This window comes from Streptomyces bacillaris, from assembly GCF_003268675.1.
GTDB classification, from domain to species: Bacteria; Actinomycetota; Actinomycetes; order Streptomycetales; family Streptomycetaceae; genus Streptomyces; species Streptomyces bacillaris.
This window is the reverse complement of sequence record NZ_CP029378.1, coordinates 5,041,447-5,060,884: the sequence shown is the minus strand read 5'-3', so window position 1 is coordinate 5,060,884 and position 19,438 is coordinate 5,041,447. Positions and strand designations below refer to the sequence as shown.

The following is a 19,438-nucleotide window of genomic DNA, read 5'->3' as shown; positions in this document are numbered from 1 at the left end:
CCGCTACCGTGGCGGCCATGAGCGAACACGGGGGAACAGTGACCGGGGCGGACCTCGCCCTCACGGCCGACGGGCTGCTGCTGCGGCCCTGGCGCGAGGAGGACGTACCGGCGCTGCTGGAGGCGTACGACGATCCGGTGATGCGGCAGTGGGTGCGGCTGCCCGTCTCCACGCCCGAAGAGGCCGCCCGCTGGCTGGAGTTGCAGCGTGAGGGGTGGGCGTCCGGGACCCGGTTCAGCTTCGCCGTGACAGATGTCTCGCGGGGCGGGGAGCTGGTCGGCAACCTGGCGCTGAAGCGGCCGGGGCCGGGCCCGGAGCGGGCCGAGGTGGGGTACTGGACGGCGGCGTGGGCGCGCGGGCGGGGCGTGGCGCCCCGGGCGCTGGAGGCGCTGACCGCCTGGGCGTTCACGGCCTTCGCCGAAGAGGGGCTGGTCCGGTTGGAGTTGCTGCACCAGGTGGACAACGTGGCGTCCTGCCGGGTGGCGGAGAAGTCCGGTTACGCGTTCGCGGAGCTGCTGGACGCGCTGCCGCCGGAGTTCCCGCTCGACGGCCATCTGCATGTGCGTGAGGCGCCGTCGACGGCGTACGGGAGTGGTGCCGCTCAGGGCGCGCCCGGGGTGTCCGCCGCAGGGTCCAGCGACAGCCGGTAGCCGCGTTTGACGACGGTCTGGATCAGCTTCGGTGCCCCCAAGGCCGAGCGCAGCCGGGCCATCGCCGTCTCCACCGCGTGTTCGTCGGTGCCGCTGCCGGGCAGGGCCCGCAGCAGTTCGGCGCGGGCCACCACCCAGCCGGGGCGGCGGGCCAGGGTGTGCAGGAGGGCCATGCCCGCGGGCGGCACCGCGCGCAGCTCGTCGTCGACCAGGACGGCGTGGCCCCGGATCTCGACGCGGCGGCCGGCGACGGGCAGGACCCGGGCCCGGGTGGGGAGTTGGGCGCAGACGAGCTGGACGAGGGGGCCCAGGCGGAAGCGTTCGGGCTGGACGGTGGGGATGGCGCGGGCCTGGAGCGGGAGGGCGGTGACCGGTCCGACGCAGGCGGCCAGCACCTCGTCGCGCAGCGCCCCCAGGACCTCCGGGAGCAGCCCGCGCTCCTCCGCCCGGCCCAGGAACGAGGCGGCGGCGGGGGCGCTGGTGAAGGTGACGGCGTCCAGGGCGCGGGCGGCGGTGGCGTCGAGCAGCCGGTCGAGCGGGGCGATGTCCTGCGGGGGCATCCAGCGGTAGACGGGGACGCCGACGATCTCGGCGCCCGCCGCCTGGAGGGACTCGATGAAGCCGGGGAGCGGTTCGCCGTGGAGCTGGACGGCGATGCGGCGGCCCGCGACGCCCTCGGCCAGGAGCCGTTCGAGGACCTCGGCCAGGGATTCGGACCCGGGTGACCAGGCCTCGGTGAGCCCGGCGGCCCGGACGGAGCCCTTGACCTTGGGGCCCCGGGCGAGGAGTTCGACGCCGCGCAGCCGCTCCAGGAGCGCGTCCCCGATGCCCCAGCCGTCGGCGGCCTCGACCCAGCCCCGGAAGCCGATCGCGGTGGTGGCGACCACCACGTCCGGGGCGTGATCGATCAACTCCTGCGTCGCGTCGAGGAGTTCGCTGTCGTCGGCGAGCGGGACGATCCGCAGGGCGGGGGCGTGCTGGACGGCGGCGCCGCGCCGCTTGAGGAGGGTGGCCAGCTCCTCGGCGCGGCGGGCGGCGGTCACTCCGACCGTGAAGCCCGCGAGAGGGCCGTGCGTGGTGTCGTCGTCCTGCATGGCGTGTCCCGGCTCTCGTGGTCCTGCTGGCTGGTGCGGCGATCGTGGTCCTGGTGGGGTCGGTGCCCGATCGTGGGTCCTGCTGACTCGTGTGCGGTGCGCGGATGCGCGGGGTGCGTGGTGTGCGGTGCGCGGGTGCGTGGTGGGCGATGTGCGGAGGCCCGAGACTGCCAACCATGCGTGACAGGCTCGGTTCTCCCGTATTTCCCGGCCGTTACGTCACAGGTCGCCGGGGTCGTGCCCCTCCTACACCTCCGCGTAACCGACCTGCGGTTTCGCGGCTACGGGCGCGGGGCGGCGAAGGTATACCACCCAGGTCAGCGCGGAGCAGACGGCGTAGAAGGCGAGGAAGGACCAGAAGGCCGCGGTGCCGGTGCCGGTGGTCTGGAAGGACTGGCGGAAGGCGAGGTTGATGGCCAGTCCGCCGAGCGCGCCGACGGCCCCGATGAACCCCATGGCCGCCCCGGAGAGCCGCCGCCCCTGTGCTGCGGCCGCCTCGCCGTCGAGCCCCTGGGCCAGCGCCTGGGCGTGGAAGATGCCCGGGATCATCTTGTACGTCGACCCGTTGGCCAGCCCGCTCAGCACGAACAGGGCGGTGAAGCCCACGAGGAAGACGGGCAGGGAGGCGGTGGCGGAGGCGTAGATGACGATCACGGTGGCGCCGCCCATCGCGGCGAAGGCGGCGAGGGTGATCCGGGCCCCGCCGTGCCGGTCGGCCAGGCGCCCGCCGAAGGGGCGGATCAGGGAGCCGAGCAGCGGGCCCAGGAAGGTGAGCGAGGCGGCCTGGAGCGGGGTGCGGCCGAACTGGGTCTGGAGGACCAGGCCGAAGGCGAAGCTGTAGCCGATGAACGAGCCGAAGGTGCCGACGTACAGCGTGGAGACGATCCAGGTGTGCGGGGAGCGGGCGGCCTCCCGGGCGGCCCCGGTGTCGTTGCGCACGGGCCGGAGGTTGTCCATGTACAGGGCGGCGCAGACGGCGGCCACGACGATGAGCGGGATGTAGACGCCGAGCACGACCCGGGGGTGGGCGGCGCCGAGCGTGCCGATGACGAGGAGGCCGATGAGCTGGACGACGGGGACGCCGATGTTGCCGCCTCCCGCGTTGAGGCCGAGCGCCCAGCCCTTCTCGCGGAGCGGGAAGAAGGCGTTGATGTTGGTCATGGAGGAGGCGAAGTTGCCGCCGCCGATCCCGGTGAGTGCGGCGACCAGCACGAACGTGCCGTACGAGGTCCCCGGCTCCATCACCCAGAACGCGGCCAGCGTCGGGGCGAGCAGGCCGAGGGCGGTGATCACCGTCCAGTTGCGGCCGCCGAACCGGGCGACGGCGAAGGTGTACGGGATGCGGACCAGCGCCCCGACGAGGGTGGCGGTGGAGATCAGGAAGAACTTCCCGGCCGCGTCGATGCCGTACTCCGGCCCCATGAAGAGGACCATCACCGACCACAGGGTCCAGACGGAGAATCCGATGTGCTCGGAGAGCACGGAGAACCACAGGTTCCGGCGGGCGACGCGCTCCCCCTTCTCCCGCCAGAACGTCTCGTCCTCCGGCTCCCAGGTCTCGATCCAACGGCCTGCCATCACGCGCCTCCACAGGGGGTCGGGGTGGTGTCCCCGTCGCCGCGGGGTGTGGTCCCGACGCTAGGGAGCGCGCGTTTCGGTGGAGTGCCGTGAGGTGACCGGTGGGCAACCTTGCTCTCACCGGGCCGGGGGCGGCCCGGTGAGATGAGGACCTGAGGGCGCCCGTCCGGCCACCACCGGGGCCGCCGCCGCCCGGCGGCCTGCGTCACCCGGACGAGGAAGGTGGCGTACGGAATCGTCCCCGGAGCGCCCCCGCGCAGGGCTCACGGGGAGAGGCCGCGCATCAGGGACAGGTCCCCCTCGGGCAGCCAGGAGCCGGAAGGCCGCTCCAGCCACCCTTCCCCCTTGCCCAACCGGTCGGCAGCGGTGCGGAGAGCATCCAGGCCGGGGTGCCGCAGCCCTTTGCGCCAGACCATCGTCAAGGGCGACAGCGGAACGGGATCGACGAGCGGGCGCAGCACGGTCCCCGGCAGCGGCGGGAACTCCGTCACCGCCAGAACGGGGTGTCCGCCCTTCGCCATGACCCGCTGGAATTCGGCCACCCCCACGGCGAGCGGAACGGGCGGGGCCATCTCGATCCCCCAGGCGGCGAAGAGCAGCGCCGCCAGCTCCGTCCACTCCCGGGTCCGCTCGTTGCCCGCCCCGCGTAGACGGTCGTCCCGGACAGCTCGGACAGGGGGATGGCCGCGTGTCCGGCGAGGGGGTGTGCGGCGGGCAGCATCAGGGCCATCGGCTCGTACCGCACCGGCTGTACGGAGAGTCCGGCCCGCACCCCGGGGGCGAGCCCCGCGGCCCGGCCGAAGGAGACGTCGAGGCGGCCGGCCAGGATCTCGGAGGCGGCCCAGGTGAGCCCGGACTCGAACCGGGCCATCAGCTCGCACTCCGGGGCGATCTCCCGGGCCCGGGCCAGCACCCGGGCGGCGGTCATCCCGTCCGTGTTCAGGTCGACCAGCAGCGGCCGGGCGGACCCGCCGCCGAAGGCCCCGGCGAGTTCGGCGTGCGCGTCGAGGACCCGGCGCGCGTACGGCAGCAGCCGCTCGCCGTCCGGGGTGAGGGAGACCTGCCGGGTGGTGCGGACGAACAGCTCCGCGCCGAGTTCGCGCTCCAGCCGCCGGATGTCCCGGCTCAGCGCCTGCTGGGCGACGAAGAGGCGAGCGGCGGCACGGGTGAAGTGCAGCTCCTCGGCGACGGCGAGGAAGGCGCGGAGGAGCCGGGGGTCGGTGTCGGGGGCGGGCACACGGCGAATCTACAACGCGGCGGGCGATTCACAACAGCGGTGCGTGAATGGGCCTCCAGAAGGTGTTGGACCGGGACGGCCGGGCGCGGCGAGCCTGGTCCCATGCCGAAGTCCCCCGCCCCCGCTCCCCCTGCCCGTACGCCCTCCGCCCCGCTGCTCACCGTCGCCGGGGGCCAACTGGTGGCGGCCCCGCGCCCCTCGCCGGAGAAGGCCGTACGGGTACGGGAGCGCCCGACGCCCCGGAACCCCTACCTCCGGCTGCTCGCCACCCCCGGCGCCCGCGCCTTCACGGCGGGCAACCTGATCGCCCGGCTCCCGATGGGGATGCTCAGCGTCAGCGCGGTGATCATGATCGCCGGGTCCCGGGGCTCGTACGCGCTCGCCGGGGCCGTCACCGCGACCGGCCTCGCCGCCACGGCGGTCGTCGCGCCCTTCACGGCCCGGCTGGTGGACCGCCACGGCCAGGCCAGGATCGCCGTGCCCGCGACCGCGCTCGCCGTACTGGGCTCGCTCGCGCTGGTGCTCTGCGTACGGTACGGGGCCCCGGCCTGGACGCTCTTCGTGGCGTACGCCGCCACCGCGACCACGCCCAACACCGGCGGGATGTCCCGGGCCCGCTGGGCCCACCTCCACCGGGGCGACCCGGCGGCCCTGCACACCGCGAACTCCTTCGAACAGGCGGCGGACGAGCTGTGCTTCATGCTGGGCCCGGTCCTCGCCGCGACGCTCTGCGGGGCACTGTTCCCGGAGGCGGGGACGCTGGTGGGGGCGTTCCTGCTGATGACCGGGGTGCTGATCTTCGCGGCCCAGCGCGCGACGGAACCGCCGCCCAACCCCCGTACACGTAAGACCACTTCACCTCTCCGCACCCCGGGGATGCCCGCACTGCTGGCGGTCTTCCTGGCGACGGGGGCGGTCTTCGGGGCGCTGGAGGTCGTCTCCATCGCCCATGCCGGGGGCGCGATCCTGGCGCTCCAGGCCGCGGGCTCCTGCGCGGCGGGGCTCCTCTACGGCTCCCTGCGCCCGGCCCGGAACGTGCACCGCAGGCTGCTGCTCTGCCTGACCGCCATGACCGCCCTGATGTCCCTGCCCCTGCTGGCCGCCGCCTCCACGGCCTCGCTGCCCGTCCTGGCGCTCTGCCTGCTGCTGGCGGGCGCGGCGACGGCGCCCACCATGGTCACGGGCATGACGCTCGTCCAACGCTCCACGCCCCCCGGCCAGTTGAACGAGGGCATGACGCTCTCGGTCACCGCCCTGCTGGGCGGGGTGGCGGCGGGCGCGGCGACGGGCGGCTGGCTGGTGGAGCACGCCGGTACGGTCTCCGGCTACGCGGCCCCGACGGGCGCGGCGGCCCTCGCCCTGGTCATCGCGGCGGCGGGGGCGTACGGGTGGCGGCGACGGGGCACGGACCGGGGTTGACTCAGAGGGGGGGCGCCTCAGACGCGTTCGCGGATCCAGGCGGCCAGCTCGCGGACGACCTCGGCGGAGGCGCCGCCGAGGTGGACCAGGGCCCCGTCGGTGAGGGTGGGGAAGTCGCCGTAGAGGGAGGGCAGGGAGAAGCCGGCCTGTGCGAGCGCCTCGGCGAGGTCCTTGGCGGCGAGGTTGCCCTCGACGAGCGCGGCATCCTGGGCGGGTCGCTGGTAGTACATGGGGGATCAGCCTTTCGTCGCGGCTAAGCGCAGTGCGGCGCAAGGGAACTGACGGATCATGAGTCGCGCGGGGGCGCCGAGAGCACGAACCCCAGCTCTCCGGCGGCGTCCACGACGAGCGACATGAGCTGTGCGGTGGTCAGGGCCTCGCGCCGCTCCCCGTGCGGGCCGAAGAGCAGGACGTACGCCGCCGGCTCGCCCCGTACCAGCGGCACCCGGAGCCCCGGGGTGGTGCCCGGCGTCGGCTCGGACCTGTCTGTCACGCGGCTCCTCCAGAGCGCGGGGGCCGCCGGCCGACGGAACACCGTCCGGTGGCGGCGGCACGGAGAGGACGAAGTACGTGGCCTTGCCGCGGGGCAGGACGCGTACGCCCCAGTCGTCGGCAAGGCTCTCCACCAGGAGCAGTCCCCGCCCCGAGGTGGCCCCCGGCCCCGCGTCCCGTACCGCCGGGAGACCACTTCCGTGGTCAATGACGGCGACGGTGAAGGCACTTGCGGTCCGCATACACGTCACGCGGCAGGAGGGGCTGCCCGCGGCGTGCAGCACGGCGTTGGTGACGAGTTCGCTGACGAGAAGCTCGGCGGTCTCCGACAGCTCGCCGCCGATCCCCCAGCCCTCCATCACCCCTCGCACGGATTTTCTGGCCGCCCGGACGGACCCCTCGGCGGCGGGAAAGGTAAAGGTCGGCTCTTCGCTGTCCACCAGAGTTCACCTCTCGGCATGTGGCGCGGACCGGCGAAATCACCGACCACACCACGGGCGTTGCCACGCTTCGCCATCATGGAATGACGTTGCGTGACCGACGGGAACACCGTAGCGCTGCATACTCCCACTCTGCAACTACCCTTTCGCATGTATGCATATCTACTTGCTGGCGCTCCCGCCGGAGCAGCGGGCAGACTGTCCACGACACATTCGAGGAGCGTGATGGGCCAGACGATCAGGAGCCGCCGACTCGGTTCGGACCTGCGGCAACTGCGCCGCAAGGCCAACCTGACGGCTGAGGCGGTCGGGACCGAACTCGGCTTCTCCCAGTCGAAGATGAGCCGGATAGAGAGCGGCGACGTCCGCGTCTCCCGCACCGACTTGAAGGCCCTGCTCGCGCTCTACAACGTCACCGACGAGAAGCAGATCACCGCGTTCGTGGAGGCGGCGAAGGACGCCAAGTCCCGTGGCTGGTGGATCGCTTACGAGGACGCGCTGCCGCGCGAGTACCGGGACTTCATCGCGCTGGAGGGCTCGGCGGCCGGGATCCGGACGTTCGAGGGCATGATCGTGCCGGGCCTGATGCAGACGCCGGACTACACGCGCCACGTCATCACGGCGGGCCCGGCGGTGCTGCCGCCCGGCCATGTGGACTCACTGATCACCGTGCGGATGGAACGCCAATCGATCCTGGAGCGCGACAAGCCACCGAAGATCTGGGCCATCGTGACGGAGGGCGCACTGCGTCAGGTGGTCGGCGGCTATGCGGTGATGCTGGACCAGCTCAACCACCTCGTCCGCCTCACGGAGCGGAGCAACATCACGTTGCAGGTCTTGCCGTTCGAGGCGGGCGCGCACGCGGGAGCTCAAAGCTCGTTCGTGCTCTTCGACTTCCCCACGGACCCCAGCATCGTGTGCGTGGAGAACCTGACCGGAACGCTGTTCATGGACCAGACCGGACAGCTCAACGCGTTCTCCGACGCGTTCAATCACCTCCGGGCCAGTGCGCTGAGCCCGGCAGATTCACTGACGCGCATCACCGACATCATGGATGAGATGCGCCGAGAACGAGACAAGAGGAACCCATCATGACCAGCGCCGCCCCCACCATCGTCGGCCCGTTCGTCAAGGCCATCGCCAGCGGTCAGCAGGGCAACTGCGTGGAGGTGGCCCCCTCTCCGACGGCGGCCGGGCAGTCCGCGACAGCAAGGACCAGCACGGCCCCCGCCTCCACTTCGGCCCCGCCCAGTGGACCGCCTTCACCGACGGGGTGAAGGGCGAGGCGTACGGGAGCTGAACTGACCCCGCCCCCTGACCGGGCCGGGCCGCACGGAGCGTAGATCCGTGCGGCCCGGCCCTTGTCGTGGGCGGCCCTTAGGGTGAGCCGATGGCCGCAGCGAAGAGAAGCCCGAGGAACCCGCTCGACGTCGGCCCCGGCGCGATATTCGCGTTCCGCACGTCGCCGCTCCAGCTCACCTGGGAGCAGCTTCTGGCGGAGACCCCGTTCGAGCGGTGGACGCCGTCGCCGCCGTTTCCCCCGGCCGCGTTCCGGCGGGCGGCCGTACGGCGGGTGCACCAGGCCTGCCGGGAGCTGCGGGACCTGGGGCCGAAGCCCCGGAAGCCCGCCGCGCGGAAGGTGCCGGAGAGCATGAAAAAAGCCGCTGCCCCGTGAGCGAACTCACGGGGCAGCGGCCTACATGGGAATTGTGGAGATGGCGGGAATCGAACCCGCGTCCAACGGTGCGGAACCAGGGCTTCTCCGAGTGCAGTTCGCTGCGCTTTTCTCGGCCCCGGAGGTCACGCGAACAAGCCTCCGACAGGCCCAGCCACTGTTTGATTTCCTCCTCGGTCCCGTGGCCGGGCCGAGAAGTTTAGATCCCTAGCTGATGCCAGGATCCGGGTCGGGATCACCCCCGGGCTGACACTCCGCAGAGTCTTCGCTAGCTGCTAATTAGGCAGCGAGGGCGAAGGCGGAGGAATCGCGCTTGGAATTGGCGATTATTGTTTGCGACATATGGTTTACGAGATCATTGCCGCTTCCTCGACTCGCTTCCCCTGCTTCGACATCCGCTGTCGAAACCGATCATCCCCATGTTGATTTTTCAAAACGTGCGCCTTCGGTGAGGTGCACGGCCCATCGTACGTGACCAACGCGGGACGATGCCAGCGTATTCCTCCCGGGCGGGCCCGGGGCGGGTCTGGGCGGACCCGGTGCACGCCTGGGCGGGCCCGGACGGGGCTGCTCAGGCGCTGCGCTGCCGGCGGCGGGCGGCCGCGATGGCGCGGTTGGTCTCGCGGGTGTCCTGCTTCTCGCGGAGGGTCTGGCGCTTGTCGTACTCCTTCTTGCCCTTGGCGAGCGCGATCTCGACCTTGACTCGGCCGTCCTTGAAGTACAGGGCGAGCGGCACGATGGTGTGGCCGGTCTCCGAGGACTTGGACTCCAGCTTGTCGATCTCGGCCCGGTGGAGGAGCAGCTTGCGCTTGCGCTTGGCCGCGTGGTTGGTCCAGGTGCCCTGGACGTACTCGGGGACGTGGATGTTGTGGAGCCACGCCTCGTGGTCGTCGATCTGGACGAACCCGTCGACCAGGGAGGCCCGCCCCATGCGCAGGGACTTCACCTCGGTGCCCATGAGCACGAGGCCGCACTCGTAGGTGTCGAGGATGGTGTAGTCGTGCCGCGCCTTCTTGTTCTGCGCGATCATCTTGCGCCCGGTGTCTTTTTCCTTCGCCATAGTGCGGTCATTTTCGCACTACGACCCACCCCCGAGGCCACTCAATACCGTCTCGGCCCGCTGCTGGGCCCGATCGTGGGCCACCAGATCGGGGGTGATGCCCGTGCCCTCGACGCTGCGGCCGGCCGGCGTGCGGTAGTGGCCCACGGTCAGCTCGGCCACCGCGCCGTCCGCCAGCTCGCTGGGCATCTGCACCGAGCCCTTGCCGAAGGTGCGGGAGCCGACGGTGACCGCCCGGCCCCGGTCCTGGAGAGCGCCGGTGAGCAGCTCGGCGGCGCTCATGGTGCCGCCGTCGACGAGGACCACCACCGGGCGCTCGGTGTCGCCGCCGGGGTCGGCGTAGAGGGCCTGTTCCTCACCGCGTACGTCGTAGGTGGCGACCAGGCCGCCGTCCAGGAAGGCGGAGGCGGCGGTGACGGCCTCGGTGACCAGGCCCCCGGAGTTGGCACGGAGGTCCAGGAGTATCCCGGCGTCCTCGGGGGCCTCGCGGACCGCGTCCCGGACGTCCTGGCCGCTGCCCTTGGTGAACGCGGAGACCTTGAGGAGGTAGGCCGCCGAGGAGCCGGTGCCCAGACGGCTCACGGTGACCGCCTCGGGGGTCAGCCGGGCCCGTTTCAGGATCTGTGTGGAGGGTTTTCCGTCCCGTACGAGACCGAGGACGACGCGGGTCCCTTCCCCGGCACCCGTACCGTCTCCGCGCAGTAACGCGACCACCTCGGGGACGGGCCTGCGGTCCATGCGGCGGCCGTCGATCGTGCGGAGCAGGTCGCCCTCGCGGATCCCGGCCCGGTCGGCGGGCCCGCCGGGCTGGACGCGGGAGACGGCGACGCCCCCGCCCTCGGTGCGCCGGGCGGAGAGGCCGACGCCCAGGTACGAGCCGTCGAGGGCCTGCTCGAACTCCTCGTACTCCCGCTCGTCGTAGACCGCGCCCCACCGGTCCCCGCTCCGGCTGACGACCTCCCCGGCCGCCTCCTTCACGGACTTCCCGTCCGCCTCGGCCCGCGCCGCCGCGTCCTCGATCTCCGCCCGGTCGACCGGGGCATGGCTGGAGGCGACCGTACGGGCCGGGAGTTCGGGCAGGGGGTCGGGGTCCTGGGGCAGCGAACCGGTCGCCGCGCCCGTGGCGAGGACACACCCGAAGACCAATGTCAGGGCCGCCCCGCGGCAGAGGCCGCGGGGCCGGAAGCGGTGCGAACAACCCGACATGGCGCCGAGTCTAGGACAAGCCTCCTGGGGCGCACGGGTGATCGCCCGTGCGCCCCAGGAGGCGTATGTCATACCTTCAGATACTTGCGCAGCGCGAAGAGAGCGGCGACGGCCGGCATCAGCAGACCGATCGCGAGCACCAGCGGAAGCTTGGTGAGGACCGCGTCCCAGCCGATGAAGTTGATCAGGTTCAGCTTCTCCTGGAGGGCGAGACCGCCGTCGATCAGGAAGTACCGGCCGCCCAGCAGCATCGCGCAGGCCAGCAGACCGCCGATGAGACCGGCGACGGCGGCCTCCATGATGAAGGGGGCCTGGATGTAGAAGCCGGAGGCGCCCACCAGGCGCATGATCCCCGTCTCACGTCTCCGGCTGAACGCGGAGACGCGCACGGTGTTGACGATGAGGATCACCGCGATGACGAGCATGAGGATCATCACGTAGATCGCGACGACGTTCATGCCGTTCATCAGCTCGAAGAGGTTGTCCAGGATGGACCGCTGGTCCTGGACGGACTGCACCCCGTCCCGCCCCGCGAAGGCCGTCGCGACGACCTTGTACTTCTGCGGGTCCTTCAGCTTGACGCGGAACGACTCCTGCATCTGGTCGGGCGTGATGTTGCCCGCCATCGGAGAGTCGCCGAACTGCTCCTGGTAGTGCTTGTACGCCTCGTCGACGGTCTCGAAGTGGACCGGCTTCTGCACCGCATCCATCTTCTCGAGGTCGGCCTTGATCTGGGCCTTCTGCTCCGCCGTGACCGCGCCCTTCGCACACTTGGGCATGTCCTTGGCGTCGTTCTTGTTGCAGAGGAAGATCGAGACGTTGACCTTGTCGTACCAGTAGTCCTTCATCGTGCTGACCTGTTCGCGCATCAGCAGCGCGCCCCCGAACAGGGCGAGCGAGAGGGCGACGGAGACCACGACGGCGAAGGTCATCGTGAGGTTGCGACGGAGACCGACGCCGATCTCCGACAGGACGAACTGGGCGCGCATGGCGTCCTTTCAGTACTCGATGCTCGAAGTGCGCGAGGGGCCCGCGGGCCCCTCGGTCAGTGCTGGTAGCCGTAGACGCCGCGCGCCTGGTCGCGTACGAGACGGCCCTGTTCGAGCTCGATGACGCGCTTGCGCATCTGGTCGACGATGTTCTGGTCGTGGGTCGCCATGATCACGGTGGTGCCGGTCCGGTTGATCCGGTCCAGCAGCTTCATGATCCCGACGGAGGTCTGCGGGTCGAGGTTGCCGGTCGGCTCGTCCGCGATCAGCAGCATCGGGCGGTTGACGAAGGCCCGGGCGATCGCCACACGCTGCTGCTCACCACCGGACAGCTCACCGGGCATCCGCTCCTCCTTGCCGCCGAGGCCGACGAGGTCGAGCACCTGCGGCACGGCCTTGCGGATCTCCCCGCGCGGCTTGCCGATGACCTCCTGGGCGAAGGCCACGTTCTGCGCGACGGTCTTGTTGGGGAGGAGGCGGAAGTCCTGGAAGACCGTCCCGAGCTGGCGGCGCATCTGCGGCACCTTCCAGTTGGACAGCCGCGCGAGGTCCTTGCCGAGCACATGGACCATGCCCGTGCTGGCGCGCTCCTCGCGCAGGATGAGCCGCATGAAGGTCGACTTGCCGGAGCCGGAGGAGCCCACCAGGAAGACGAACTCACCCTTCTCGATGTCCAGCGAGACATCGCGCAGAGCCGGTCGGTTCTGCTTCGGGTAGGTCTTGGAGACGTTGTCGAATCGGATCACGGATGCACCACGGTCGGCCGGGAGTAGGTGAGCGTGACCATACGCGAACCGGGCTCACGCGTGCAGGCGGCGTCCGGCAATGGGCGATTTATGGCGGATCGCCGTACGGAACGCATCGGGTCGGACCCTCCCTTGTCCGGCGGGCCGCGCCGAAAACGGCGGGAGCTGGCACAGTGGTGGGGGGAACGGTTGCGTTTCCCGGAGCGTTGTGCGGAGAGAGAGCGGTCGACAAGCTCCGCCGCGCGGGAGGAGGAATGCGCATGACCTATGACCGACTGGTGTGCGCGAACTGCGCGGCCCCCGTCAGCGAGGGGCGCTGCCGCGTCTGCCGTGCCGTGCGGCAGCAGATGCTGGAGGAGCAGGGACAGAGCCCGCTGGCCGGGCTGAATCCGGCCATGCTGATCGGGCTGATGGTCGTGCTGCTCGCGGCCCTCGCGCTGCTGGCCCACCAGACCGCCTGACCTCGGCCCGCCCCCGGGGGCGCACAACGCCCTGAGGGACGCTTCGGATCATCCGCGTACGGCCGCCGGAGCGGTCGGCGCGCGCCGGAACGCGCAGAAGGGCCCGGGAGGCTTTTTACGGCCTCCCGGGCCCTTCGCTGTGCCGTGCGCCCCCAACCGGGTACGGGGCTCAGGTGCGGCGCGTACCCGGTCCTCGGCGGGTCCTAGGCGACCGTACGGCCGCCGCCGACCAGACGCGGCAGGATGCGGAAGCCGATGCCGCCGGCGATCATCGTCGCGGCGCCGATGACCAGGAAGGTGGTCTCGGCCGCACCGGTCTCGGCGAGCTCTTCCTTGCCCTTGCTCTGCTCGACCGGCTGGTTGCCGACGCTGTCGGTGTCCGTGTTGTCGGCGCACTCGACGACACCGGAGTCGACGGTGCAGGCGTCGCCGCCACCGGTGGTCGTGCCACCGTTGGTGCCGGAGCTGCCGGTGGTGCCGCCGTTGTTGCCGGTGGTACCGGTGTTGCCACCGTTGGTGCCGTTGCCGCCCTCGGTCGCGCCGCCCTGGTCGCCACCGCCCTGGTTGCCACCGTTGGCGTCGCCACCGCCCTGGTTACCACCGTTAGCGTCGCCACCGCCCTGGTTACCACCGTTAGCGTCACCGCCACCCTGGTTACCACCGTTAGCGTCACCGCCACCCTGATTACCACCGTTAGCGTCACCGCCACCCTGGTTACCGCCATTGGCATCGCCACCACCGTTGGCGTCACCGCCACCATTGGCGTCACCGCCACCCTGGTTACCACCGTTAGCGTCACCGCCACCGTTGGCGTCGCCACCACCGTTAGCGTCGCCACCACCGTTAGCGTCACCGCCACCGTTAGCGTCGCCACCACCGTTAGCGTCACCGCCACCGTTAGCGTCGCCACCGCCGTTGGCGTCGCCACCGCCGTTGGCGTCGCCGCCACCCTGGTTGCCCTCGGAAGCGCCGCCCTGCTGCTCGCCACCCTCGGACGTACCACCCTGGTCGACGCCGCCGGCCGGGTTGTCCTCCTCGTTCTGGATCGACACCTCGGCACTGAGGCCCGAGTCGCCAAGGCCGGTGTCGACGCCGATCTCCAGTGCCTGCGCCGCACCTGCGGCGGTCAGCGAGGCACCTGCGGCAATAACCGCACCAGCGGCTATCCGCGCGACGCGAACGCGCGTCTTCTTCGTCATCTGTTGCTACCCCCAGTAGCTGATCTCGTCAGTGGAGCAGCCATATGCGGGCCACGGCGGCCCTCGGGGAATCGCTCATCGCTTTCGGCTGAGGCCACGTCATGTCGTGGTCACCCCCGCCGGCCCCCGGTTCACATCCGTCCCAGACATACGCATGCTGCTCTAGCACCCTGGCCAGAGTTAAGGATTCCGTCAAGGCCGTTCCGTGCAGTACGCACCCATATAGGGGTTCTTGACGGCTATTCGGCAGCCCGACTGTGACGCATCGGGCACAGGTTCCCCCCAACTCGCCTTCCCCTCAACTCGCCCCGGCGCTCCCCGAACGCGGAAAGGCCCGGACAGTTCCCTGTCCGGGCCCAACCTTCGTACGGCGGAGGCTACTTCTCGCGCTGCTTGCGCCAGCGGATACCAGCCTCGACGAAGCCGTCGATCTCGCCGTTGAAGACCGCCTCGGGGTTGCCCATCTCGAACTCCGTACGCAGGTCCTTGACCATCTGGTACGGGTGGAGGACGTAGGAACGCATCTGGTTGCCCCAGGAGTTGCCGCCGTCGCCCTTGAGCGCGTTCATCTTGGCCTGCTCCTCCTGGCGGCGGCGCTCGAGGAGCTTGGCCTGGAGGACGTTCATCGCGGACGCCTTGTTCTGGATCTGCGAACGCTCGTTCTGGCAGGAGACGACGATGCCGGTGGGCAGGTGGGTCAGACGGACCGCGGAGTCCGTGGTGTTGACGCCCTGTCCGCCGGGGCCCGAGGAGCGGTACACGTCGACGCGCAGCTCGGACTCGTCGATCTCGATGTGGTCGGTCTGCTCGACGACGGGGAGCACCTCGACGCCCGCGAAGGACGTCTGGCGGCGGCCCTGGTTGTCGAAGGGCGAGATCCGGACCAGGCGGTGGGTGCCCTGCTCGACGGAGAGCGTGCCGTAGGCGTACGGGACCTGGACGGCGAAGGTGGTCGACTTGATGCCGGCCTCTTCGGCGTAGGCCGTCTCGTAGACCTCGGTCTTGTAGTTGTGCTGCTCGGCCCAGCGGAGGTACATGCGCTGGAGCTTCTCCGCGAAGTCGGCGGCGTCGACCCCACCGGCCTCGGCGCGGATGGTGACGAGCGCCTCGCGGGCGTCGTACTCGCCGGACAGGAGGGTGCGCACCTCCATCTCGTCCAGCGCCTTCTTCACCGACTCCAGCTCGGCCTCGGCCTCCGCCAGGGTGTCGGCGTCGCCCTCGTCCTCGGCCAGCTCGAAGAGGACCGCGAGGTCGTCGATGCGACCGCGCAGGGCCTCGGCCTTGCGGACCTCGGCCTGGAGGTGGGAAAGCTTGCTGGTGATCTTCTGGGCCGCCTCCGGGTCGTCCCACAGAGACGGCGCCGCTGCCTGCTCCTCGAGCGCGGCGATGTCCGCCCTCAGCGCATCCAGGTCCAGGACGGCCTCGATCGACCCCATGGTCGAGGAGAGGGACTTCAGCTCTTCGGAAATATCGACGACTGCCACGGGTCCAGCGTAACGGCATGGCGGAAGAAGCTTGCCCTCCCCCGGGAACCCTCGTGCTCCACATGCGGTCCTCACCGGCCCCGCAACGGGCTCCTACGGGGTCGCCGGGGCCGAGTTCTCGCTGTCCTGGGGGCCCGCCGGGTCCCCGTCGCCGCCGCCCGCGGCCAGCCAGCCGCCGACCGCCACCGCTCCGCAGAGCAGGACGGCCGCGGCGCCCAGGGTGATCCGGCGCTTGCGGACGGCCGCCGCCTTGTTGCGGGCGGAGCCGGGGCGCGGCTTTCCGGGGGCGCGCGGGGCGCGGGCAGTGCCGAGGGGGCCGCCGGCCAGTTCGTCGGGGGCGGGGACGCGCATGCTCGTGTGGGTGTCCCGGTTGGAGTCCGGGGCGGAGCCGGGCACCAGGGGGACCGCGCCGCGGCGGCGGGGCTCCTCGGCGGAGGGGGTGTACTGCTGCTCGTCGTACGCGGCCTGCTGCTGCTCCGCCCCGTCGCCGCCGGGCTCGTCCACGTCCAGCGGCGGGATGCCGGCCAGGAGCGGGAGCAGGTCGCGGAGGCGGGTGGCCAGCTCGGAGGCGCGCAGCCGGGAGGCGGGGGCCTTGGCCAGGCACTGGACGAGGAGCTGCCACAGCTCCTCGGGGATGCCGGGGAGCGGGACGACGGTCTCGGTGACATGGCGGCGCAGGACCGCGCCGGGGTGGCCGCCGCCGAAGGGGGTGAACCCGGCGAGCAGCTCGTACAGCACGGTCGCGAGGGCGTAGATGTCCACGGCGGCGCGCGGCGGGAGTCCCTCGACGATCTCGGGGGCCAGATAGTCCGGCGTACCGATGATCTTGGTGGCCTTGGTGCGGCGCGGGGTGTCGATGAGCTTGGCGACGCCGAAGTCGGTGAGCAGGGCGGGGTGGGCGCCGCCGGGGCCGAGGGGGCCCTCCATGTCGAGCAGGATGTTCTCCGGCTTGACGTCCCGGTGGACGATCTGGGCCTTGTGGGCGGCGGCCAGGCCGTCGGCCACGTCCGCGATGATCGCGACGGCGGCCTCGGGGGCGAGACGGCGTTCGCGGTCCAGGCGGGTGCGCAGATCGGTGCCGCGGACGAGGGTCATGACCAGGGCGAGGTCGTTGCCGTCCACCACGAGGTCCCGGACGGCGACCACGTTGGGGTGGTCGAGCCCGAGCAGGGCGGTGCGCTCCTGCACGAAGCGCCCCACCAGCTCCTGGTCGGACGCGAGGTCCTCACGGAGCAGCTTGATGGCGACCGGCCCCTCGGGCCCCTCACCGAGCCACACCGTGCCGGCGCTGCCGCGCCCCAGGATCTGGTGGGCCGTGTACCGGCTGCCGATATTCCGTGCCAAGACTGCTCCCTCAGCGGCTGGCGGTGGACCCCCGGTCGACAAAGTTACGCGGCGCTCGGGGTGATGCGTGCCCGGGATGGCGCCGAACCGCACTTCTCCGGGCGTAATCCACCCGGAGAAGTCGACAAAGGGACAGGGAGGGGCAGGGTCTGCCCCCCGTCAGGCTCCGCCCGTACCGCCGGATTCGCCGGTGGCCTCACCGATCTGGGAGATCCAGTCGGTGACCTTGCCGATGGCGTCACCGATGGCTTCCCAGTACCCCTTGCCCTGGGCGACCCAGTCCTGGAGCGGGGTCAGCTCCCAGATGAGCCAGCCGGCGATGACGAGGAGCACCACGGTGAACAGGCAGCCCTTGAGGCAGCCGAGTCCGGGGATGCGCATCGGGTTGGCGCTGCGCTGCCTCGGCGGACGCGGTTCGCGCGGCGGGCGCGCGGCGGGCTGCTGAGGCTGCTGGGGTTGCTGCGGCTGGGGCGCGTACTGCTGGCGCTGGGGCTGTGGGGGCGCCTGGTAGCGCTGGGGCTGGTGCTGCTGTTGCTGCGGCGCCGGGTACTGCTGCTGGAGCGGCTGCTGCCGGTGCTGCTGGGGCTGCTGGCGCTGGGGAGGCTGCTGGGGCGCCTGACGCTGGGGGCGGCGGCGCAGCGGGTCCTGGCTGGGGTCCAGGTACTGCACCTGCGTCTGCTCGTTGCGGTCGCGGGCGGCCTGGAGCTGGGACTGCCAGGGGTGCGGGCTGTCCGGCTGCCCGTCGGGCTGCTGCGGAGGTACGGGCGGCAGGACGGCGGTCGGGTCCGCGTGGCCCTGGTTGCCACCGGGCCCCCGGTGGCCGCCCGGTCCCCCGGTCTGCGGGAGCACGCTGGTGGCGGCGGCCGGGTCGTACGAGCCCGCGTTGCTCGGCAGCACCTGGGTGGGGTCGGCGGCGCCGGGGGTCTCCGGGACGGCCGTGGGCGCCGGGTCCGGGGCGAGCAGGGCGCCCACCCCTTCGGCGGCGGCGATCTGGGCCGAGTTGGCGTGGACGCCGATGCCCGCGGCGACCGTACGCAGCGCACGGGCCAGGTTCTCCGCGCTGGGCCGCCGGTCCGGGTCCTTGCTCAGGCAGCGCTCTATGACCGTCCAGAGCGGCTCGGGGACGGTGGAGGGGCGGCGGGGCTCCTCGCTGAGGTGCCGGTGCAGGACCTCGAGGGCGGTGCCCCCGGCGAACGGCGGGCGGCCGGTGACCAGCTCGTACAGCAGGATGCCCGCGCCGTAGATGTCCACGGCGGAGGTCTGCGGGCGGCCCTCGGCGGACTCCGGGGCCACATAGGCGGGGGTGCCGACGAACTCGTGCGTCCGGGTCAGCCCCGGGGAGTCCGCGAGCCGCGCGATGCCGAAGTCGGTGAGCATCGGGGTCATGCCGCCGTCGCGCTCGTCGAGCAGGACGTTGGCCGGCTTGAGGTCGCGGTGGACGACGCCGTCGGAGTGGCTGGCGGCGAGCGCGTCCGCGATCTGCGCGGTGAGCAGGGAGGCGGCGACCGCGGTGAGCGGGCCGTTCTCGCGGAGGTAGCGGTGCAGGTCGGGACCGTCGATCAGGTCCATCACCAGGGCGAGGAGATCGCCCTCGACGACCAGGTCGCGGGTGCGCACGATGTTGGGGTGCGTGAGCCTCAGGAGGACCGAGCGCTCCCGCAGGAACCGCATCACGACGTCCGCGTCGTTGGCCAGCTCCTCCTTGAGGACCTTGATCGCCACGGTCTCGCCGGGCTGCCCGGCGACGGCCGCCTCGGCGCCCGCGGTCTCCCGCTGGCGGGCTCGCCAGACGGTGCCCGTGGCGCCGCGTCCGAGCGGCTCCTCCAGGAGGTACTTGCTGCCTACAGGCCGCACGTCTTGCACTCCCTGCTGATCGTGGTGCTCGCGGTCCCCCGGGCCTGCCCGGATGTTCCCGGCCCGATGTTCCGGCCCACTCTAATGCCGCTGGACAAGGGGGCGGGATGGCTCTCGGGGAGGGGTTCCGAGGGTCGCGTTTCGGGGGAAGACGCGCAGACCGGACAGTTGGTTGCCGCGGCGGGCGGAGCCGGTTGTCGGGGGCGGGCGCAGCCGGTTGTCGGGGGCGGTGGGAGCGCGACCGGCGCGGGGTGGAGCGCGGGGGTGCGCTCGCGCTCCGGAGTGGCGGGAAGAGCCGGGGAGAGCCGGGAGGAGGGGCGGGAACCGGACGCAAGCAGGCACTTTTGCGCCCACAGCCGACCATTCAAGATCATTTGAAGGTGACCGGCGGGCGTGTTGTCAGTGGCAGGTGCGAGGATGCCTCCAAGCACGGATCTGACGGGTCGGGAGGCCGGGGTCCGTGACGACCTGTACGGACGACCTGTCCGTGCCGGGTGGGGGGAATCACAG

At 71.6% G+C, this 19,438-nt stretch carries 18 protein-coding genes, 1 other RNA gene and 2 pseudogenes; 6 read left to right on the top strand and 15 right to left on the bottom strand.

Going from position 1 to position 19,438, the window contains the following annotated elements; all coding sequences use genetic code 11:
* Window positions 1-17: 17 nt before the first annotated feature.
* A complete protein-coding gene (locus DJ476_RS21980) occupies window positions 18-650 on the top strand; it encodes a GNAT family N-acetyltransferase (protein WP_103418850.1) in 633 nt (210 codons plus the stop codon).
* Here the strand turns inward: DJ476_RS21980 and DJ476_RS21975 are convergent.
* The 3 genes and pseudogenes from DJ476_RS21975 to DJ476_RS21965 all read right to left on the bottom strand — a co-directional run bounded on the left by DJ476_RS21975 (window position 602) and on the right by DJ476_RS21965 (window position 4,559).
* Window positions 602-1,744 carry a uroporphyrinogen-III synthase gene (locus DJ476_RS21975; protein ID WP_112491352.1) on the bottom strand — a complete coding sequence of 381 codons (1,143 nt, stop codon included), beginning with the start codon at window positions 1,742-1,744 and terminating at the stop codon, window positions 602-604. The genes DJ476_RS21980 and DJ476_RS21975 overlap by 49 nt on opposite strands.
* A gap of 246 nt (window positions 1,745-1,990) precedes the next feature.
* Window positions 1,991-3,322 carry a nitrate/nitrite transporter gene (locus DJ476_RS21970; protein WP_103418848.1) on the bottom strand — a complete coding sequence of 444 codons (1,332 nt, stop codon included), beginning with the start codon at window positions 3,320-3,322 and terminating at the stop codon, window positions 1,991-1,993.
* A gap of 263 nt (window positions 3,323-3,585) precedes the next feature.
* Window positions 3,586-4,559, bottom strand: a pseudogene (locus DJ476_RS21965) (LysR family transcriptional regulator).
* A 102-nt stretch (window positions 4,560-4,661) separates the two neighbouring features.
* Between DJ476_RS21965 and DJ476_RS21960 the strand changes: the two are divergent.
* Window positions 4,662-5,978: an MFS transporter gene (locus tag DJ476_RS21960; protein WP_112491351.1), complete on the top strand. Its 1,317-nt coding sequence runs from the start codon at window positions 4,662-4,664 to the stop codon at window positions 5,976-5,978.
* A 17-nt stretch (window positions 5,979-5,995) separates the two neighbouring features.
* On the opposite strand, the gene DJ476_RS21955 is transcribed toward DJ476_RS21960, so the two are convergent.
* The 3 genes and pseudogenes from DJ476_RS21955 to DJ476_RS36090 all read right to left on the bottom strand — a co-directional run.
* The gene (locus DJ476_RS21955; protein ID WP_103418845.1) at window positions 5,996-6,208 is read right to left on the bottom strand and encodes a hypothetical protein; all 213 of its coding nucleotides are present in this window, start codon (window positions 6,206-6,208) and stop codon (window positions 5,996-5,998) included.
* Between the two features lie 56 nt (window positions 6,209-6,264).
* The gene (locus DJ476_RS21950) at window positions 6,265-6,471 is read right to left on the bottom strand and encodes a hypothetical protein (protein WP_029395432.1); all 207 of its coding nucleotides are present in this window, start codon (window positions 6,469-6,471) and stop codon (window positions 6,265-6,267) included.
* 64 nt (window positions 6,472-6,535) lie between these two features.
* Window positions 6,536-6,910, bottom strand: a pseudogene (locus tag DJ476_RS36090) (ATP-binding protein); the annotation flags it as partial.
* A 225-nt stretch (window positions 6,911-7,135) separates the two neighbouring features.
* On the opposite strand from DJ476_RS36090, the gene DJ476_RS21940 reads away from it, so the two are divergent.
* The 3 genes from DJ476_RS21940 (at window position 7,136) to DJ476_RS35710 (ending at window position 8,585) form a co-directional block, all read left to right on the top strand.
* Window positions 7,136-8,005 (top strand): helix-turn-helix domain-containing protein, encoded by an 870-nt coding sequence (locus DJ476_RS21940; protein ID WP_103418844.1) that lies wholly within the window; start codon window positions 7,136-7,138, stop codon window positions 8,003-8,005.
* Window positions 7,965-8,210, top strand: a complete 246-nt coding sequence (locus tag DJ476_RS21935) for a DUF397 domain-containing protein (protein ID WP_404827531.1) — start codon at window positions 7,965-7,967, stop codon at window positions 8,208-8,210. Before DJ476_RS21940 ends, DJ476_RS21935 begins: the two co-directional genes overlap by 41 nt.
* A gap of 90 nt (window positions 8,211-8,300) precedes the next feature.
* Window positions 8,301-8,585, top strand: coding sequence for a hypothetical protein (locus DJ476_RS35710; protein ID WP_318294762.1), 285 nt, complete (start codon window positions 8,301-8,303; stop codon window positions 8,583-8,585).
* A 32-nt stretch (window positions 8,586-8,617) separates the two neighbouring features.
* Here the strand turns inward: DJ476_RS35710 and ssrA are convergent.
* The 5 genes from ssrA to ftsE all read right to left on the bottom strand — a co-directional run bounded on the left by ssrA (window position 8,618) and on the right by ftsE (window position 12,586).
* Window positions 8,618-9,004, bottom strand: a transfer-messenger RNA (tmRNA) gene (gene ssrA / locus DJ476_RS21925).
* 152 nt (window positions 9,005-9,156) lie between these two features.
* Window positions 9,157-9,645, bottom strand: coding sequence for an SsrA-binding protein SmpB (gene smpB, locus DJ476_RS21920; protein ID WP_026237616.1), 489 nt, complete (start codon window positions 9,643-9,645; stop codon window positions 9,157-9,159).
* Between the two features lie 18 nt (window positions 9,646-9,663).
* Entirely contained in the window at window positions 9,664-10,851 is a 1,188-nt protein-coding gene (locus tag DJ476_RS21915; RefSeq protein WP_103418842.1) for a S41 family peptidase, read from the bottom strand.
* Window positions 10,852-10,919: 68 nt separating this feature from the next.
* Window positions 10,920-11,840, bottom strand: coding sequence for a permease-like cell division protein FtsX (gene ftsX, locus DJ476_RS21910; RefSeq protein WP_070201431.1), 921 nt, complete (start codon window positions 11,838-11,840; stop codon window positions 10,920-10,922).
* A gap of 56 nt (window positions 11,841-11,896) precedes the next feature.
* Window positions 11,897-12,586, bottom strand: a complete 690-nt coding sequence (gene ftsE / locus DJ476_RS21905; RefSeq protein ID WP_018488554.1) for a cell division ATP-binding protein FtsE — start codon at window positions 12,584-12,586, stop codon at window positions 11,897-11,899.
* Window positions 12,587-12,846: 260 nt separating this feature from the next.
* On the opposite strand from ftsE, the gene DJ476_RS21900 reads away from it, so the two are divergent.
* Window positions 12,847-13,047: a hypothetical protein gene (locus DJ476_RS21900; protein ID WP_103418841.1), complete on the top strand. Its 201-nt coding sequence runs from the start codon at window positions 12,847-12,849 to the stop codon at window positions 13,045-13,047.
* A 203-nt stretch (window positions 13,048-13,250) separates the two neighbouring features.
* Here DJ476_RS21900 and DJ476_RS21895 read toward each other — a convergent pair whose 3' ends face one another.
* From DJ476_RS21895 to DJ476_RS21880, 4 genes are all read right to left on the bottom strand, one after another.
* Window positions 13,251-14,246, bottom strand: coding sequence for an LPXTG cell wall anchor domain-containing protein (locus DJ476_RS21895; protein ID WP_112491350.1), 996 nt, complete (start codon window positions 14,244-14,246; stop codon window positions 13,251-13,253).
* A gap of 377 nt (window positions 14,247-14,623) precedes the next feature.
* A complete protein-coding gene (gene prfB, locus DJ476_RS21890) occupies window positions 14,624-15,730 on the bottom strand; it encodes a peptide chain release factor 2 (RefSeq protein WP_029395694.1) in 1,107 nt (368 codons plus the stop codon).
* Window positions 15,731-15,823: 93 nt separating this feature from the next.
* Window positions 15,824-17,074: a serine/threonine-protein kinase gene (locus tag DJ476_RS21885; protein ID WP_103418839.1), complete on the bottom strand. Its 1,251-nt coding sequence runs from the start codon at window positions 17,072-17,074 to the stop codon at window positions 15,824-15,826.
* 159 nt (window positions 17,075-17,233) lie between these two features.
* A complete protein-coding gene (locus tag DJ476_RS21880) occupies window positions 17,234-18,928 on the bottom strand; it encodes a serine/threonine-protein kinase (protein WP_103418838.1) in 1,695 nt (564 codons plus the stop codon).
* Window positions 18,929-19,438 lie beyond the last annotated feature (510 nt).